Raw genomic sequence first — 17867 nt, 5'->3', positions numbered from 1 at the left:
GGCGATTGATTACCCCGGGAGAAACTGGTTGTGGATCAGGAAGAAAATTGACGAAGTAACCGCGAAGGAACCTTGGGGTGAAGCGCCACCCCGGAAAACCCACGATATCCCAACAAGCGCAGTCCATTCAGCACAACAATGACGGTGCTCCCCTCATGTCCCAATACTCCCAATGGCAGGGGGAGAGTTGCCCCAAAGGTTGTAACAACCAGCACAACAATCATCGCCAGGGCAAAGGTTAGATTCTGCCATACGACCCGACGCGCTTGTCGCGCCAAACCCAACGCAAAAGGAATTTTTTGCAAATCATCCGACATCAAAATTACGTCCGCTGTTTCAATGGCCACATCGGTACCGGCGCCTCCCATCGCAATCCCCAGGTCGGCCGCGGCCAGAGAGGGCGCATCGTTAACTCCATCGCCTACCATAGCAACCGCCCCGTAAGTTTCACGCAACTCACGCAAAACACGAACCTTGTCCTGGGGCAGCAGATTGGCATAGTACGCGTCCACACCCGTGTGGGCAGCAATGCGCGCTGCTACACGCTCGTTATCGCCGGTTAGCATGACCACACGCTCAACCCCAACTCGCTTGAGCGCCTTAACTACAAGAGCGGCTTCAGGCCGCAGAGCATCCGCCACCGCCAGCAAGCCCACAAAATGCCCCTGCCCCGCCTCATGACCATCCAGTGGCTCAGCGTAGGCCAGCATCACAGTCTGGCCCTCATCTTCCAATTGCCGAATCCGCACCTGGAGCGACTCGGGGAGAGCCATATTTCGCTCGGCGAACAGGCGCACATTCCCAACCAGCCAACGGTATCCATCTACTTGCGCCTCAATCCCATGCCCCGGGTAGGCCCGGAATTCCCGCGCACTTGGCAGAACCAGGCCACGTTCCTGAGCCGCGCGCACAATGGCCGCCCCAATCGGATGCTCAGAACGCGCTTCCACAGCCGCCACTTGTTGCAGGAGGGTGGTCTCATCCAGATCGGCCAGGGGGTAAATGCCAGTTAATTGAGGCACGCCATGGGTTAAAGTACCGGTCTTATCAAAAGCCACCACCTTGAGCGCAGCGGCTTTCTCAAGGTGCACCCCACCCTTAAAAAGCACGCCATTACGCGCTCCATTTGCGATCGCCGAGAGAATGCTGGCAGGGGTTGAAATGACCAGAGCACATGGAGAAGCCACCACCAGCCACGTCATCGCACGATAAAAGGTGGGATAGAAAGGCTGACCCAAGACAAAATAGGGGATAAGGATGAGCAAAACCGCCATCCCCAGGACAAAAAAGGCATAATACTGCTCAAATGTATCCAGCATACGCTGGGTTTTCGCTTTACTGGCCTGGGCTTCCTCCACCATTTGAACAATGCGTGCCAGGGTAGTGTCCTTTGCCAGGCGCGTCACCCGTACTTCCAAACTGCCATTGCCGTTGACGGTGCCCGCAAAAACCGCATCACCCACTTGTTTGCTTACCGGCATGGACTCCCCAGTGATTGTGGCCTGATTGACCTCCGAGGTTCCGCTGATCACCTCCCCATCAATGGGGAAACGCTCCCCCGGACGCACCACGATGATATCCCCCGGGATCAACTTTTCCACCGGCACGGTCACCAGACGCGATCCCCGTCGCACTGTGGCCACCTTGGGGCGCAGGTCTAGCAATTTTTCAATGGCTTTACGGCTACGATCCATGGCGTAGGCTTGGAGCGTGTTCGAAAGAGAAAACAGGAAAAGCAAGGCCGCCCCTTCTGCGGGCGAACCAATGACGGCCGCTCCCAGCGCCGCCAGGATCATCAACAAATCCACATTGAGGGTTTTCTCGCGTAATGCTTCCAGACTGGCTTGCACCCCAAACCATCCACCGGTAACATACGCCAGAGCAAACAACCCCGCGCTCACCATCGGTGCAGCCCCTAAGCGTTCGAGCAACAACGCTGCCAGTGTGAAGAAAGCCGTGAGAATGGTAAAGAGAATTTGAACCTTTTGCTCATCGTATCGAGGAGAAGTTGGAGATTCAAGACCGGCAGGAGGTGCCGAAACTTCCTCGACATCAGCAGCGGGCCGCGTAACCTCACCCCATCCTATTTCAAGAGCGTCTCCCTGAAAGGTCACCCGTGAGGGATCCAGCCCCAAAGCCTGGCCCAATTGCAGCGCGCAAATTGCACAGGCAGCGCCTCCCATTTCACGGCGGGCTGCACATTGTGCGCTTCGTCCAGCCGCCACTTTGCCCGCTTCGTTCACAAGCAGAAGAGCCCGTTCGGGGGAAATGATCTCAGGATCGTACACCAGGCGCAGGCGTTCTGCATGATAATCGTAGTGAACGGCTTTAATTCCGGCATACCCTTGCAGGGTATCGGCAAAGACATCGGTGCATCGTAAGCCCGAAACAGGCAGATTGGGAAAGGATCGTTCAGGCGTTGTTTCCGCGGTGGTCATAATCAGGCTCCTTCCGTGCAATGGATGTCTTCTGCTGACATTCGGGGCATAACCCGTAATACAACACCCGCGCTCCCAAGACGCGGTACCCTGAGGTAGCGCTGATTTCCTCATCCAGGAACTGCACGTACTGGCTGGGAAAATCTACAATTTTATGACACGAAACGCAGGCCAGGTTAATGTGAGGATCGGTATCGGCGTCATAATGGGCCATCCCATCCCCGGCATTACCCAAAACGTTAACCGCTCCTAAGCGCACCAGCACTTCGAGTGTGTTATACACCGTAGCCAGGCTCAATGATGGGAAGCGCGGCTTTAGAGTTTCATAAATCATCGCTGCGGTGGGATGCTCACGACTCTCTGCCAACAATTCACAAATGGCCTGTCGCTGTGGTGTGAGTCGCAGGCCTGCCTTGCGTAACGAATCTAACAAAATTGCTTTCTCGGTCATCTTCTTCCCTGTAATCATTCTAATTTTATATCAATTATTACCTTGTAATCATTTTAAACAAATCGGGAAGATTGTCAAGCCCCCTTCTGATGAATCTTTACGTTGGGTATCCGCGCTCCTCTCCAACAACTTCCTTGGCTAATAAATTCAGCCTTCCAAGGTCAGTCCGACTTAACACCCAAATAACACTTTCGATGCAAGACGCCTCACTTCATCAAGAGTATCTTTTTATGTAGCAGATTACACAACCGTTGCCATTCTACTCAGCCTTGGAGGTGCTCTATGATAACCAACGCCCAACCGGCTTTGCCAGCAAATTCCCCACGCTATTTGACACTGTTGGTGGAACGCATGGTCGAACTGGCCCCGCTCCTGGCCCGCAGCCAGAACACGCGCCGCTGGATTGTGCATACTCTGGAACATCGCATCCACGAGCAGGCTGAATTACAGCGTAAAGCAGGCCAGGAACTCCCCGGTCTAATCGCCGATCAAGAGGCTTTTGCCCTGGCCCTGCTCCGCGTGGGTGAACGCGCCCTAACCGAATATCATCTGTCCAAACCCTGGCTGCGCGGGTTGTTTTCCATTCTAATGCGCGACCTGTTTATCGAAAAGAAACGTCGTCGCGAAGCCGCCGAAACCTTTCGCGCCCAATACGGATACGATCAACCCTCTTTTCTCACCATCAGTCCCTTCAAAGGGTGCAACCTGCGCTGCATTGGGTGCTACGCCGACTCCGGAGCCAATACCCAGAAACTGGATTGGGACATTGTAGATCGCCTGGTCACTGAGGCAGAAACTTTATGGGGCGCTCAGTTCATGGTGATCAGCGGTGGTGAACCCCTGGCCTATCGTTCCCAGGGCAAGACCATCCTGGATCTGGCGGCCAATCATCCCAATACATTCTTCCTGATGTACACCAACGGCACCCTGATCACAGAGGCTGTGGCCCAACGCTTAAGCGAATTGGGCAACCTCACGCCAGCCATCTCCCTGGAAGGATGGCGCGAGCAGACCGATCAGCGCCGCGGCCCTGGAGTCTTTGACAAGGTGATGGCGGCCATGGATCGCCTTTATCAGGCAGGTGTACCTTTTGGCGTTTCCCTCACCGCCACGCGTCATAACGTCCAGACCATTCTCTCAGAGGAATTCATTGACTTTCTGTTCTTTGAACGACATGCCCTGTATGGTTGGATTTTCCAGTACATGCCCATCGGGCGTGCCTTCACCCTGGATCTGATGCCCACGCCTCAACAGCGCCTGTGGATGTGGCGACAGTCATGGTACCTCATTCGCCAGAAGCGGATCATTCTGGCCGACTTCTGGAACCACGGAACGCTGGTAGGCGGATGTATCTCGGCGGGCGGTTATGGCAAGGGAGGTTATTTCTACATTGACTGGAATGGAAACGTCAGTCCTTGTGTGTTTGTGCCCTACACCGCCATCAACATCAAAGAGGTCTATGCCCGCGGGGGCAATCTCAACGATGTCTATCGCGAGCCTTTCTTCGCGGGAATCCGGCGCTGGCAAACGAGTTATCAGCATCAGAACCTGCTCGCCCCGTGTCTGATCCGTGACCACCACGATGTGCTACGCACACTCATCAAGGAGCACGAGCCCGAACCCAGTGACGAAAACGCCCGCGCTGCGTTGCTGGACCCTTCCTACGCCGAGGGATTGATAAACTACGCCCAGTCCTTCCAACGCCTGGCAGATGTCGTCTGGCAGCGCACCTACGTGGAAGGGGGTCCTGCCGAGGTTTCAGACAACCTGACCCCTGAATTCGCCTCATCGGAGGTGAAATCGGCCCCATGACACCCGGTTTTCTGGGCTACCGTTGGTTGCGTCGCTTACTCGGAAATTCGGCAAACCCCACCCGTGGGCAGTTGCGCCAAATCTGCCTGCGGGTGGAAAACCTGCCGTTGCAACGCGCCCTCTTTCACGAAGCCCTGGGACTACCCTTGCTACCCCCACTTAAGGAGAAGCAAGTCACCTTTTGTCTTGGTGATAATCTGTACCTTACCTTACAAGAAGCCAGTCTTTCTGAGCCTAATCCATCATTCCCAGAAATAGAATTAACCTTTGAGGTGACTGACCTGGCACGGGTTCAATCGCACTTGCGCCTCAACGGCTATAATTTAGAAAGGGATGCGGGAGGCGATCTGTGGTATCACCCCCGCAGTAGAATTGGAGTGCGGCTAAAGCCTGGTTCCATCCCACCTGCATCAGAAGGAGAGGGGCCATGACCTGCGTGTGGGTAATCCTTGCTGGTTATCTGATCGGCTCGCTTTCTGCTGCTATCCCGATCAGCCGTTGGTGGAGCGGACGCGATATCCGCACGTTGGGAGACGCGAACGCCGGCACTGCAAATGTGGCCCGCCACCTGGGCATCAAACCAGCGGCTCTGGTAGCCATTGTAGATATCGCCAAAGGCGGGATCGCCATTCTGGTTGCCCGCGCACTCTCAGCCCCCGAAGCCTGCATGGTGCTGGCCGGCATGGCGGCGATGCTGGGACACCGCTTCCCCCTTTACTTCCGCTTCCGCGGAGGACGGGGGCTGGCCACAACCTTGGGGGCTCTGCTGGCCCTGGTCCCACGGCAGATGCTCATGGCCTTACCCTTGTACGGAATGATCTACCTGGGGAGCGGGGGAAGTGGCATCCTGGCCACTCTGCTCGCCTTTCCGGTGTTGATGCTACTCATCTACTGGGATGGCTACGATGCCTGGATTGTCGCCGCACCGCTCATTCTGGCGTTCACCACCGCTGTATGCTCCCTACCCGAAGTTTTGGCGCGCTGGCAGAAAACGCGCGATGCCCGGCGCTTGCTCTTTGATCTGCTTCACCCCCGGGTGACCGCCGTACCCAAGGTGACCACCGTGGTCATAACCGACAGCGTTGCCTCCTTGCCCCCAGAACTGTGCCAGCGCGAAGGTATTCACTTGCTCCCCATGGCCCTGATTCTGCCCCAAGGCGTGGTGCAGGATGGGATGGGCATTGACACCCGCGAGTACTATCAACGCTTGCGCAGCGATGGATTATTGCCCAAAACCTCCGCTCCCGCACCAGGCGAATACCTGCAAGCCATTCGCCGATTGGTGGCACCCGACCAGGTAGCACTTATTCTAACCCCCCCGGCGGAACTGACCCAGTGCTTCTTCAGCGCCAACCTGGCCGCTCAAATGGCAGCCGAAGAGGGTCTCCAGGCCCGCGTAGTAGATACGCGTCTGGCCGGACCAGCCCAGGGATTGCTGGCATTGGCGGTGGCTCGTCTGGCGGCAGGCGGTGCCAGTGCTGAGCAAATCATTGAGGCACTTCCGGCACTGATTCCTCGTATTGGAATTGTGGGGGTGTTGGACACCCTAAGTTTCATTGCTCATAGCGGACGCGTCAATGCCATCAATTCACTCCTGGGGTCTGCGCTACGTCTGCACCCTGTTCTCTCGCTCCACCAGGGCCATATCCGCCTGGAAGGCGTCGAACGGACACGCAGGAAAGCCGTTGAGCGTATGGTTGAGTGGCTGCAAAAACACCTGGGCGGGAAGATCACCGCTCTGATTTGCTTCCACGCCGACGCCCCTGAAGAAGGTCAAGCCCTTTATCAGCGCCTGGTGGAGTTGCTTCAACCCCGTGAACACTACTTAACCGAACTGACCCCCGTCATCGGTGCCCATGCCGGGCCGGGTGTTTTGGGCGCTGCCTGGTGGTTGAGCGACGAATGAGCCAAATTAACGCCCGTTTTATAGCACGGGAAGGCTTTCTGTGGCACACTCTATTATAGAAATTCTGAGCCAGGGGTGTTCCCGTGTTTGCGTGGAGTCCCATCTATAGCATCGGTGTAGAACAATACGATGAGCAACATAAGCGCCTATTTGCCATTGCCCAGAAACTCTACGATGCCATGAGTGCTGGCCAGGGACGGGCGGTACTGAACGAAATTTTTGACGAACTGATTGAATACACCCGCACCCATTTTGCTTCCGAGGAAGCACTCATGGTGCGCTATGCCTACCCGGATTACGAGGCTCATCGTTTACAGCATGAGGACCTGACCCGGCAAGTCCTCGAGTTACGTGATAAGTACCACAATGGGCAAATTGCTCTATCCATCCCGGTCATGAATTTTCTCAAAGACTGGCTGCGCAACCACATTTACGAGAGCGATAAACGTTACGGCCAATACTTAAATCAAAAAGGTGTGCGGTAAGAAACGCACACCTTTATTTTTCCCTCCTTTTCAACTCACCCGACAGGGATTATGACCTATCCCCACGTTCGCGTTCCAGCAATAGACGAGTGGCGCGGGTATTCTCTTCCACAGCAATCAAGAGATCTAAAACTTCCCCTGCGCCGTAAAGAAAAACAGCGCTAATCGCTCCCCATAGGAGCACCCATAAGCCACTGAGCACCCCCAAACCACGCATCATAAAGCGCCACTCTCCCGGACCGAACATTCGCGCTGCTCCCCCCACAAACATGGCTACGGCCACAATCAGCGCACCAAAGAACACAATGACTCCCAAAACTTTGAAGATGATGCCAATTACGCGTAAAGCCCCAAAGCGCTTTTCCAAGGGTTTTACACCTCCATTTTAGGGATAGACAGGCTTTCCGGGATTAACTATAATCCTTCTCAGCCCAATTTGCCAAGAGTCCCGATGCAAGTTTTCTACTCCGATCACTGTCCCTTTCCTCTGCCTCCAGGGCATCGCTTTCCAGCGGAGAAATACCGCCTCCTGCGCGAGGCATTGTTGCATCGTGGAGTGCTTGCCCCTTATGAACTCCACCCGGCCGATCCTGTGCCTCTGGAAGTGCTTGCCCTGGCCCACACACGTGCTTATATACAAGCCGTTCTGGATGGGCATCTCCCCCCTCAGATCGAACGGCAGATCGGATTGCCGTGGAGCCCAGAATTAGCCCGGCGTTCTCTGTTGAGTGTAGGGGGCACCTGGCAGGCCGCCCAGGTGGCTCTGCGTGAGGGCATTGGCGGCAATCTGGCCGGCGGAACGCATCATGCCTTAGCCGATCAGGGAATGGGGTTTTGCATTTTTAACGATGTTGCAGTGACTGCGCTCGCCTTGCTTGAAGCTGGGTGGGTGCAACGCCTCGCCATTGTGGATTTGGACGTACACCAGGGAAATGGCACAGCCGCGATCCTGGCGGCACGCCCCGAAGTCTTCACCCTTAGCCTGCACGGTGAGAAGAATTACCCATTCCGTAAAGTTCCTTCCACCCTTGATATTGGCCTGCCCGATCACTGCGACGACGAAACCTATCTGGCGGCCCTGAGAGAGGCCCTGACCGCCGTCCTGGCCTTCCGCCCGCAGATGGTGCTTTATCTTGCCGGAGCCGATCCTCTGGCAGCCGATCGCCTGGGACGCCTGGACCTAAGCCTGGCGGGCCTGGAGCAACGCGACCGCATGGTGCTGAAAGCCTGCGCCGCCCATGATATTCCCATCGTGCTGGTCATGGCCGGCGGTTACGCCAAACCCATTGAACTCACGGTAGAAGCCCATCTTCAGACCTACATGCTGGCACGTGAAATCCTGGGAAGCCCGTAGGATCACCCTAAAGACCGCAGAACAGGGCGTCGGAACGCAACAAGTGCACTAAAAGTCAACGATACCAAAGCCCCCAATCCAATGGCCAGCGGGGCTCCCAGCCAATCTGCCATCAGTCCGGCCTGCAAGCCGCCTAAACGCATCATCCCCTGAACGGTCATTGTGTAGACCGCCATGACGCGCCCCCGAAATGCATCCGGGGTGTGCAACTGCAAGAGCGTGTTTGCCAGGGCATTCTGCAACACAAAGAACCACCCCACCAAGAACATCAAACCCAGCGAAAGTAGAAACGAGCGCGAAAACGCAAAAGCGATCAGTGTGGCCGGAAACCCCAGGCTACCTAACGTGAGCCAGGCACCCCGCTGTGTACGGGAAGAGAAAGACGAAACCGTCAGGGCGGCCAGCACCGCACCCACCCCGACAGCAGTCAAGAGCAATCCGAGCGGAAGGGCTTCTGGCGCACGGCAAGAGAACACCTCCAAAGGGCCTTCACACAATGCTGCCACAACCGGACGTGCGCTCTTCAGCAAAATATCCTGTGCAAATACCGGCATCAAGGTGGAATAGGGCATAGATAACAAAGCGCTCAAAGCCACCAGAGCAACAAGAAGCCGCGGGATTTCCTGCCCCAGAGCAAAGCGTAATCCTTGCCAAAGATAAGCGCCATCCCGGGTTTCTATCGAGCCGTTATAAACATAAGGCAGATTACGCATGGCCAGCAGGCTGGCAATGACAGCCAGAAAGGTCAGCGCATTGATGAAAAAAGCCACAGCCTCACCCACCGTTGCCACCAACCCACCAGCCACCGCAGGCCCAACAGCCCGCGCCAGGTTGAACATGGCAGAATTCAACCCAATGGCATTAGTCAGATCCTCTTTGCCCTCTACCAGTTCAACCGTCATGGCCTGACGTGCGGGCATATCCACTGCATTGGCAGCCCCCAGGATAAAAGCGAGTACATAGATATGCCCTATGCGCACCTGGCCACTCCAGGTCAATCCGGCCAGCACAAACGCCTGAACCATCATGACCACCTGAGCCATCAACACCACCTGACGCTTGGGCAAACGATCCGCAACGGCTCCACCCCACAGAGAAAACGGCATCAGCGGGATCAGTGCCACAAAATTGACCATCCCCAATGCAGCCGCCGAGCCAGTCAGCCGGTAGACCAGGACCTGCTGAGCCACCGCCTGCATCCAGGTACCGATCAGGGAGATGGATTGGCCCACGAACCAGAGGCGATAGTTTCGATGGCGTAATGCCCGGAAAGTGCGATTAAGAAACCACCTCAAATACTTGCGCCCTTGCAAAGCCGTAATGGACATGGTGGCTTCCTACTTGTGATGACATGCTTGCGGATTATAGGATGACCCACCCATCAACAAAAAATTCGGCTTCAGCGCACCCGGCGCTTCCACTCCTCCTTAAGTTGTAACTGACGTGGGCTCTCCCCGGACGGGAGCGCTAGAAAATCGTGCATCAGGCGATTGAATTTGCTGCTGTCATCCAGCATTGGAAAGTGCCCTGCCTCCTCAAAGTAAATTAGGTGCATGCTCTCAGGCATGTTGGAGACCTGCTCGGCAGAAGCCGGTTCAATCAGAGGGTCATCCAGACCATAGACCAGCAAGCAAGGCAAATTGAATACTTGCCACAAAGCCGTCAAATTTAGCTCTCGCAGATCCTCCAGTGAGGCCAACACGGCCTGAGGATCGGTTTTAATGGCATCTGTTAGCACTGGCTCGGTGAGTGGCGAGCCGCTAAGTAACCCATGTGCCAGGTCATCGGGGCTGGCGGTGCGCAGACGACCGCTAACCTGATCGCGGCCAAGCGGTAGGCTCACTGCCATCAACCGATCTACCGCCTCTGGGTAACGGGTGGCAAAGCGCAAGCCAACCAGCGCGCCCAGTCCGTGCCCAATGAGCGCCATTTTGAGAATACCAATCTTTTCTATAAAGGCAGCCAACAGGGCCACCTGGTCATCCAGGCGGTAGCGCCGGTTCTTTGCCGTATCTCCAAATCCCCACAAATCCAATGCATAGGCACGGTAATTCAAGGAAATCGCCTGCATCATCGGAATCCAATAGCGCCATGAGCCCACCCAGCCATGCAAGAAGATTACCGGGCGGCCCCTCCCCAGTACCTCATAATGAACAATGGCATCTTCCAGTAAAACGGCACTCATGTCTCAGGCGCTGAAGAATGTTTCTCCAGAAGTTCGCGCACTCGCCGGGTAAGTTCATCCGGTGCAAACGGCTTAAGCAGATAATCCGTGGCTCCCGCCGCCAAACCAGCCTGAATTTCAGATTCCTGCCCCTTTGCCGATAGGAAAACAACCGGGATGTCCTTCAGATCAGGGTTCGCTTTGAGAGCCTGGCAAGCCTGATAGCCATCCATGCGCGGCATGCGTACGTCCATCAGGATCAGCGCGGGGCGAATCTGCGAAGCCACTTGAACCGCCTCCTCACCGTTGCTAACCATCGTAACCTCGTAACCCGCAAAACGCAGGGTAAAAGCAATCAACTCACGAATATCACGTTCATCTTCAGCGATCAGGATATGAGTCATGGGCTTTCAACGCTCCGCAATAGGTAATGTGAACGAGAAAACGCTTCCTTCCCCAGGGATGCCACTGCTCTGGAACCAGATGCGACCGCCCTGCATCTCCACCAAAATCTTGGCCAGCGCCAGCCCCAACCCCGTGCCAGCCTTTGCCATGACCAGGGGATTGTTCCCGCGATAAAAACGCTCAAAAATGCGTGGCTGATCTTCCAGGGGAATACCAATCCCTGTGTCCCGAACATCCACCTGCACCTCACCTTCGCCTGAGGGATGCACGCTCAGAGTGATGCACCCTTGATCGGGTGTGTAATGATAACTGTTCGAGAGCAGACTATCCACAATTTGCCGTACACGTTCACGATCCCCGTAAACCAAGGGTAGATCCGGCACAAGATCAAGCCGAAACTCCAAACTACGAGCCTCCTCGCGTGCGCGCGTCTGCAGGTCCTTCATGCCTTCGCGTGCCACCTCGGCGAGATCGAACGCTACACGATTGAGTTCCACTCGTCCGGCCTCAATGCGCGAGACATCCAGTAAGTCATTCACCAGGCGAATCAGACGTTCGGCATTTTCCTTAACGATGCGCAAGAAGCGCTGCTGAGATTCGGTGATCGTGCCGGCGGCGCCCATCAGTATCACGTCTACATAACCTTTGATCGCCGTGAGAGGGGTTCGCAGTTCATGACTGACGTTCGCCAGGAATTCCGATTTTAAACGATCCACCTGCACCTGATAGGTCACATCTCGGAAGATCGAGACCGTGCCCAGGAAGTGATCGCGCCAGAATACAGGTGCCACATGGATGGCCACAACCCGCTGATCCTCTAAGACCATCTGACCCGCAAAGGTCTCACTGGCATCCGCCGCCTCAGCCTGCTCCGACCAGCGTTGGATGGTTTGCACCCAGGCATGGCCAGCCTCACCGAAGAGGCCGCTGAAACGCTCCAGGGATTGATTAAGCACCAAATCAGCCCGCAGACCCAAAATTCGCTCTGCTGAGGCATTGAACAGGGTGATGCGGAGATCCGCATCCGTTACCATAACCCCTTCGGCAACTGCCTCGAGGATGGCCCGCGAGCGACTGGCTTCGATCTGCTGTTCACGCACCATCTGCCCCAGGCTCTCAGCCTGATCGCGAATCAATCCAAAGAACTCGGCATTGCTCAGGGTTATGCTCATTTGACGGGCAACGGCCTGGGCCAGGTTGACATGGGTGGATTGGAAATGCCCGGGTTGACGATGCAGCAATACGAGCGAGCCCAGGACTTCCTCCCCAAGGATAAGCGGCACCGCCAGAATTGTTCTGACCCCATGGGCAAGCAAGGCCTCTGTCTCTTTACCCGCATCCTGTGCATTCATCCCGACCACGACCGGAGCACGTTGCGCCATGACCTGACGGTGAAGCGGTACAGCCGCTTCGATTAATGCTTTCGCGTCCACCTCAAAACCGGAAACCGTGCGCAGGTAACTCTCTCCCTGGGTCAAAAGCACCAGACTGGCTTCCACATCAAGCGCTTGGTTGAGCACCTCAAGTGCCCGGGTTAACACCTGATGGAGATCCAGGCTAGCCGAGAGTTCCGTGATCACCCGCAAAAGCGTTTGCGTCTCCAGGTTGGCCTGACGCAATTCAGCCGTGCGCAAGGCCACACGTTGCTCGAGGTCTTCCTTTAGCGCATGTGTTTCGGCATACAAGCGCGCATTCTGAAGCGCCGTAGCAGCCTGGTTACAGATCGTCCGGGCCAGTTCAATCTCGGCAGATGCCAGGCGGCGCTCATCGGCGTATGCCAGGGCTATCCATCCATGCAGTGTCTGTGCGCTGGCCAGCGGAACCAACAAGAGCGAGCGCATCGTTATCAAAAACGGCCAGACCTGAACCAGTGGGGCCATCTCTGCATCGCCCCGGAGATCCCCGGCAATATAGACGCCCTGCGTTTCCTGCAAGCGATCCAAAAGGGGGAAGTCCGGCAACGCCTGAGGTAAGGTCGCCTCCCCTTCTGGTGAAACCCGTGCCAATCTTGCTTGGCCCTCCTCCCACATCAGCAGGGCAACTGCATTGCCCTTCAGCGCTTCTTGTAAACGCCGCAAGGTAAGATCCAGAATATATTGGGTATCTAACGAGGCTCCTAACTCATTGGAGAGGTTATAGAGCAAAGCCAGGCGCTCCGAGCGCTGGTCAAGTTCAACCGCGCGTTGTTGACTATCTTCCAGGAGGCGAGCCTTCTCCAGCGCCAGGGCTGCCTGGCTGGCAAATGTTGCCGCCACCTGTACATCCTCTGAGGTGTAATAGCCTGCTTCGGTTTTCTCCAGCGCCAGCACGCCGATTAAGTCCGCCTGCACCATCAGCGGTAAGCCTAACCAGCACAAGCGTTCCGGTTCTATGAAGGTAGGGAAGCGCTCATCCTGGCGCACATCCGCAACCAGAATGGGCTGCCCATGCTCACGCATGGCCTGGAAGAGGCGACTATCCTCCAGGTGAACCTCCAGGCCCACCCGCTGATCGCTATCCGCAAACCCCTGGGCGGCTGTCAGGCGCAACGTTTCGCCGTCACGCAACCAAAGCACGGCAGTATCAAATGAAATGACCTCGCCTAATGCATGCATCAGCGTTGAGAGAACGTCCTCACGTGTTAGACCTGCCGCCAAACGTGCGGATGCTTGCGTGAGTGCCTGCAGTTGCGCCAACCGTTGACCAGCAGCATGGAACAAGCGCGCATTCTCCAGAGCCAGTACCGTCTGCTGAGCCAGCGAATGAGCCAGACGCTGATGCTCAGGACCGAAGACACCGCTCTGGCTGAAATTTTCAACCACCAAGACTCCCGAGATTCGCTCGCCGCCTCCCAGCGGCACAGCCAGTGCCGCTAATGGCAGTCGCCCTTGCTGCGCGCGGCGATAGTGAAGCAAATCCTCACCCATCAGGGCATAATCCCGCACGAAGTTGACCTCGGCTATATTCACCACCTGCCCCTGGTGGAAAACCCGCGCTGGAATGGACTGAACCTCCGGGTCAACGGCAAAGCGCACCGCAACCAGAGACGCCCAATCGGAGTATCCCCGCGCAGCACGGGGTACCAACTTTCCTTCGCGCGGATCCAAAAGTGCGACCCAGGCGGCTTCTGCTTCTGGAATGACCTCAAGGACGGTCTCACATAAGGCACGCAACAAATCCACTTCACTCAGGCTGCCCAACTTGCGGCTGTACTCCAGGAGCAGGTTGACCTCTCGCAAGCGGCGACGCGTTGTCTCCAACAGATCGAGGTTTTGCAGGCTAATACTGATCTGCCGCGAGAGCTGAGCGTAGAAAACCAGATCTTCAGCATCAAAAGGTGGTAGAGGATGATCCACCAGGACCAATACTCCAACCCGCTGCCCGGCGGCGCGCTCAAACACCAGAGCCATGAATGCTTGCGCCTCCCAGCCCTGCAAAAGCGGATTATTCTGCCAAACAGGTGTCTCTCGAAGATCCGCAACCGCGAGGGGCGCACCTTCATTAAGAGCCTGCAGCAGGGGATTCCGTTGTCCCAGCAACGCTTGTGGGTTGAGATCCGAAGGGAGCACACCAACAATCTCCAACAGGCGAGGCCCCTGCGGACTCTGCTCTGCAATTAGCGCCGCCCGTCCACCTAACCGCTCCAACCATTGCGTGGCTACACTTCGCAATACCCCCATGACATCCTGCTGTTGCGAAGCCTGCTCCACAATAGCAAAACCCTCGCGCACACGTTGCCACCGCAAGGCCTCGCGCTGACGATTCGCTTCACTCTGCAAAGATTCAAAGTGAGCCAAACGCTGTTGCAGAGATTGCAGGTAGCGATGACGGGCTATCGCCAGCGCAGCCTGAGATGCAAAAAGTCCCAAGGAATCCAGGGTAGCCCGATCCGGGCGCCGACCATCGCTCGGATCATCCACACTAATCAGCCCCAACGGACGCCCCGAAGCATCATAAAGGGGCGCCAGCAGCAAATCATCAGGGTGCCAGAGGTCTCCTTCGGCGGGTAATTCATCCTCAGAATGCAATACGTTGACCGAGTGCAGGGACTCAGGCAACACCGGTGTGCGATCTGCCGGAATGTAATAAAGAGAATCCAGACGAAACTCGGGCCGCAGCAAGGTCTCCAGCGCTGACCAGGGGAGTGAGCGCTGACGCAACTCTTCCCATTGCTCCGGCGTCAAGCCACGGCTCACAGTGCGAATCAGACACTCCGTTTGGGGATCATACACGCTGATCAACACAGCCCGGAACGGGGTCGCCTGAGTAATTGCACGGGCAATGGCTGCCAGCGCCTCTTCGAGGGACTGATCGGGCCACAGGAAGGACGAAACCCGATAAAGCTCGGCAAAAGTTTCCAGTTGCCGCCGCACCAATTCACTGCGCTGGACCTGTTCCTCGTACTGTAATGCATTGCCCAGCACCACACTGGCCTGCGCCGCCAGGGACTGCACGATTTCAACAACCGTTGGCCCAAAGTGATTGGGGTGACGTGCATGTAGGTGGATCAGTCCCGCCGGATACTGGCGATAGAATATTGGCACGATCAGGAGCGAGCCCACCCCTTCGTGAAGCGTAGTCGCAAGATCTGGAGGTACTTCGGCAATATTTGCAGGCACACCGCTCTGCAGCACCCGTTGCTCAAGCGCATTCAATTCGGTGGGCATCGGCTCGCCCAAAATCAGTCGCACCGGCGCCGTGCCAGGACGGGACATGTGCTGCAAATCAAAGAGCAACAGGCTGCCACACTCCGCGCGTGTAATGCGCAACGCCTCCTCATACACAATTTCCATCAAATGTTCAAGATCAAGAGAGGCGCTCAGTTCACGCGTGATTCGGTTGAGCGCCGTCAATTGTTCCAGCCTCTGGCGCAACGTTTCATCGGTTTGAGCAGCCAGAGAGGCCTGCTCAACGACTCCGGCCAGCTGTCCGGCAGCCGTGAACATCAGTTGTAAGTCGGCATGATCAAACTGATCGCTGCGCCGGCTTCCCACCCAAATCTCGCCAATTCCCTCATTGCGCACCACCAGAGGCACTGCAATGGCCGACTCCACCCCCCAGGCTTGCCGTAATTGCTGGTAAAAGGGAATCAGTGCAGTTTCAAGCGATAACTGACCACTGTATAAAGCATCCTGGCCGCCCGTTACGGTAAAAGGAAATTGGGGATCATCCACCAGCAAACGTGGGGTAAAGCCGGTTTCCTGGATTTTCTCGCCAAAATAAGAGGGGGGATGAAGCTCCAGAGCGGTACGGCTGGAATTCAGCAGAAAAACGGCCGCACAATCGGCATGTAGAAGCCGTACCAATTCCTGCAATGAATACTTCAGGATCTCATCCAGTGTGGCCGCCGAACCGGCCAGGCTGGCAATGCGGCGCAAGGCCTCGGCTCGTTGAGCACGCTGTCGGGTTTGCTGCACCAGGGTTGCATTCTCAATGATCGGCGCTGCCTGATTAGCAATGATCATTAGCAGGCGAATTTCGTCCTGGGTGAACGTCCCCCCGTTAATCCGATTGGAAACCTGCATGTAACCCAGCACCCGCCCGACCGAAGCCAGTGGCACCAGTACGGTCTCGCGAAGGCCGGCTGCAACAGCCAGATTATGCAAGCCCAATTCACGCCAACGGACATCCTCGGCAGCGTTTTCGGTGATTAACACATCCTGTTCCAGCAGTGCGCGTTCCAGAGGGGAATTCGCTCCCACTGGCACGCGATACATCTCCAAAAATTCAGGAGGCAATCCGATAAATGGAGCCTGAGCCTCCAGTCGGCGCGTGTTCTCGTTGAAAATCAGGAACCCCAGCACATTGACCTGGACCAAGGGCAAAATGCTGTTGACCAGACGATCATAAAGCTCCCGCGAATCACGCACCGAACTGAACGCCTGCGCCAGTTGCGCCAGGCCGGCCAGTTCCATGGCTCGTCGCTGTTCCTGGCGATAAAGCAGGGCATGATGAATGGCAATGGCCGCCTGCCCCGAAATCAGGCGCAAGAGTTCCAAATCAGAAGCCTGGAAATGATCCGCCGTCAGCGAACCCACTTCCAGCGTTCCAATCAATTCCTTCCCAACCATTAACGGCACCCCCATGTATGAGCGCAGGGGATACGTCTGGCGGTCAATAGCCTGATGGAGATCCGAGCGCTCTTCCACACGCGCGAGCAGGAGAGGCCGCCGCGTGCGTGCCAGATAGCCCGAATAACCTTCATCCAGCGCATACCCCCGCGGGACCCGTTCTAGGCGGTGCCCCGCCAATCGCCGATAAGGCCACAGCACCCCGGCTTCGGCATCCCAAATCGTCACTTCCCAGATATCCGCAGGCAATAAACGCTCCAGGCTATCCAGCACAGCCTGGAGCGTCTCATTGAGGTCCAGGCTGGCGGCTATTGCCTGGGTAAGTTGCAAGAATGTCTGCAGGGTTTGGGCTGGCATGGCCGCCTCATGGGTCAGTTCCCCAGCCAGGTTGGCTTCGCGCAGCCAGAGCAAACGGTACACCTGGCCATCCAAAGGCGTCGGAAATACGCGTACCTCCACTGTACGCCCCCCCAGGGTCAGCAAATCCTGCCCACCGCTGGCACACAGCCCCAGGAAGAGCTCGGAAGGACGCACTTTGCGCGCCAAAGCCTCAAGATTCGCGGTAGCCTCGCGTGGGAGTTCAAAAAGCGCCCGCGCGCGCTCATTCAACCAGACTACACGTCCGCCCGGGTGGATGACGAGAACAGCCTCAGAGTGCATGGGGCCGTTTTCCGGCGCCCACATCGAAACTTCCGCCACGCGGGTGCGCGGAAAGGCTCGTAACAACCAGCGCGCCGCTATCCAGGCGACACCACCCAGGAGGATAAAGAGCAAACCCCACACGAAAGGCACAAGCGACATA

12 protein-coding genes are annotated in these 17867 nt (G+C 56.6%); 5 read left to right on the top strand and 7 right to left on the bottom strand.

Annotated features, from left to right (window positions below):
• Nucleotides 1-35: 35 nt before the first annotated feature.
• Together SE15_RS01760 and SE15_RS01755 are read right to left on the bottom strand one after the other, a co-directional pair.
• The gene (locus SE15_RS01760; protein ID WP_160316641.1) at nt 36-2438 is read right to left on the bottom strand and encodes a heavy metal translocating P-type ATPase; all 2403 of its coding nucleotides are present in this window, start codon (nt 2436-2438) and stop codon (nt 36-38) included.
• Nucleotides 2413-2889 carry a Fur family transcriptional regulator gene (locus SE15_RS01755; RefSeq protein WP_054520384.1) on the bottom strand — a complete coding sequence of 159 codons (477 nt, stop codon included), beginning with the start codon at nt 2887-2889 and terminating at the stop codon, nt 2413-2415. Before SE15_RS01755 ends, SE15_RS01760 begins: the two co-directional genes overlap by 26 nt.
• A 282-nt stretch (nt 2890-3171) precedes the next feature.
• On the opposite strand from SE15_RS01755, the gene SE15_RS01750 reads away from it, so the two are divergent.
• From SE15_RS01750 to SE15_RS01735, 4 genes are all read left to right on the top strand, one after another.
• Nucleotides 3172-4701: a radical SAM protein gene (locus SE15_RS01750; RefSeq protein WP_054520383.1), complete on the top strand. Its 1530-nt coding sequence runs from the start codon at nt 3172-3174 to the stop codon at nt 4699-4701.
• On the top strand, nt 4698-5132 hold the full coding sequence (locus SE15_RS01745) for a hypothetical protein (RefSeq protein WP_054520382.1): 435 nt from the start codon (nt 4698-4700) through the stop codon (nt 5130-5132). Before SE15_RS01750 ends, SE15_RS01745 begins: the two co-directional genes overlap by 4 nt.
• On the top strand, nt 5129-6607 hold the full coding sequence (locus SE15_RS01740) for a glycerol-3-phosphate acyltransferase (RefSeq protein ID WP_054520381.1): 1479 nt from the start codon (nt 5129-5131) through the stop codon (nt 6605-6607). Before SE15_RS01745 ends, SE15_RS01740 begins: the two co-directional genes overlap by 4 nt.
• A gap of 83 nt (nt 6608-6690) precedes the next feature.
• Nucleotides 6691-7092, top strand: coding sequence for a bacteriohemerythrin (locus SE15_RS01735; RefSeq protein WP_054520380.1), 402 nt, complete (start codon nt 6691-6693; stop codon nt 7090-7092).
• A gap of 49 nt (nt 7093-7141) precedes the next feature.
• Here SE15_RS01735 and SE15_RS01730 read toward each other — a convergent pair whose 3' ends face one another.
• Complete coding sequence (locus SE15_RS01730; protein WP_054520379.1) at nt 7142-7459, bottom strand: hypothetical protein; 318 nt, start codon at nt 7457-7459, stop codon at nt 7142-7144.
• An 84-nt stretch (nt 7460-7543) separates the two neighbouring features.
• Here SE15_RS01730 and SE15_RS01725 point away from each other — a divergent pair, with 84 nt between their 5' ends.
• Entirely contained in the window at nt 7544-8446 is a 903-nt protein-coding gene (locus SE15_RS01725) for a histone deacetylase family protein (protein ID WP_054520378.1), read from the top strand.
• Nucleotides 8447-8448: 2 nt separating this feature from the next.
• On the opposite strand, the gene SE15_RS01720 is transcribed toward SE15_RS01725, so the two are convergent.
• The 4 genes from SE15_RS01720 to SE15_RS01705 form a co-directional block, all read right to left on the bottom strand.
• Complete coding sequence (locus SE15_RS01720) at nt 8449-9774, bottom strand: MFS transporter (RefSeq protein ID WP_054520377.1); 1326 nt, start codon at nt 9772-9774, stop codon at nt 8449-8451.
• A gap of 71 nt (nt 9775-9845) precedes the next feature.
• The gene (locus SE15_RS01715) at nt 9846-10631 is read right to left on the bottom strand and encodes an alpha/beta fold hydrolase (protein WP_054520376.1); all 786 of its coding nucleotides are present in this window, start codon (nt 10629-10631) and stop codon (nt 9846-9848) included.
• On the bottom strand, nt 10628-11014 hold the full coding sequence (locus tag SE15_RS01710) for a response regulator transcription factor (protein WP_054520375.1): 387 nt from the start codon (nt 11012-11014) through the stop codon (nt 10628-10630). The genes SE15_RS01715 and SE15_RS01710 overlap by 4 nt, the downstream gene beginning before the upstream one ends.
• Before the next feature lie 6 nt (nt 11015-11020).
• The gene (locus tag SE15_RS01705) at nt 11021-17866 is read right to left on the bottom strand and encodes a GAF domain-containing protein (RefSeq protein ID WP_054520374.1); all 6846 of its coding nucleotides are present in this window, start codon (nt 17864-17866) and stop codon (nt 11021-11023) included.
• Nucleotide 17867 lies beyond the last annotated feature (1 nt).

It is taken from the genome of Thermanaerothrix daxensis (genome assembly GCF_001306145.1).
Taxonomy (GTDB): domain Bacteria; phylum Chloroflexota; class Anaerolineae; order Anaerolineales; family Anaerolineaceae; genus Thermanaerothrix; species Thermanaerothrix daxensis.
Note: the sequence above shows the minus strand (reverse complement) of the source record. Positions and strands in the feature narration are given on the sequence as shown.

Coding starts and splice junctions, on each gene's coding strand:
- SE15_RS01760 (WP_160316641.1), bottom strand. CDS start 2,438: ATGACCACCGCGGAAACAACGCCTGAACGATCCTTTCCCAATCTGCCT.
- SE15_RS01755 (WP_054520384.1), bottom strand. CDS start 2,889: ATGACCGAGAAAGCAATTTTGTTAGATTCGTTACGCAAGGCAGGCCTG.
- SE15_RS01750 (WP_054520383.1), top strand. CDS start 3,172: ATGATAACCAACGCCCAACCGGCTTTGCCAGCAAATTCCCCACGCTAT.
- SE15_RS01745 (WP_054520382.1), top strand. CDS start 4,698: ATGACACCCGGTTTTCTGGGCTACCGTTGGTTGCGTCGCTTACTCGGA.
- SE15_RS01740 (WP_054520381.1), top strand. CDS start 5,129: ATGACCTGCGTGTGGGTAATCCTTGCTGGTTATCTGATCGGCTCGCTT.
- SE15_RS01725 (WP_054520378.1), top strand. CDS start 7,544: ATGCAAGTTTTCTACTCCGATCACTGTCCCTTTCCTCTGCCTCCAGGG.
- SE15_RS01720 (WP_054520377.1), bottom strand. CDS start 9,774: ATGTCCATTACGGCTTTGCAAGGGCGCAAGTATTTGAGGTGGTTTCTT.
- SE15_RS01715 (WP_054520376.1), bottom strand. CDS start 10,631: ATGAGTGCCGTTTTACTGGAAGATGCCATTGTTCATTATGAGGTACTG.
- SE15_RS01710 (WP_054520375.1), bottom strand. CDS start 11,014: ATGACTCATATCCTGATCGCTGAAGATGAACGTGATATTCGTGAGTTG.
- SE15_RS01705 (WP_054520374.1), bottom strand. CDS start 17,866: ATGTCGCTTGTGCCTTTCGTGTGGGGTTTGCTCTTTATCCTCCTGGGT.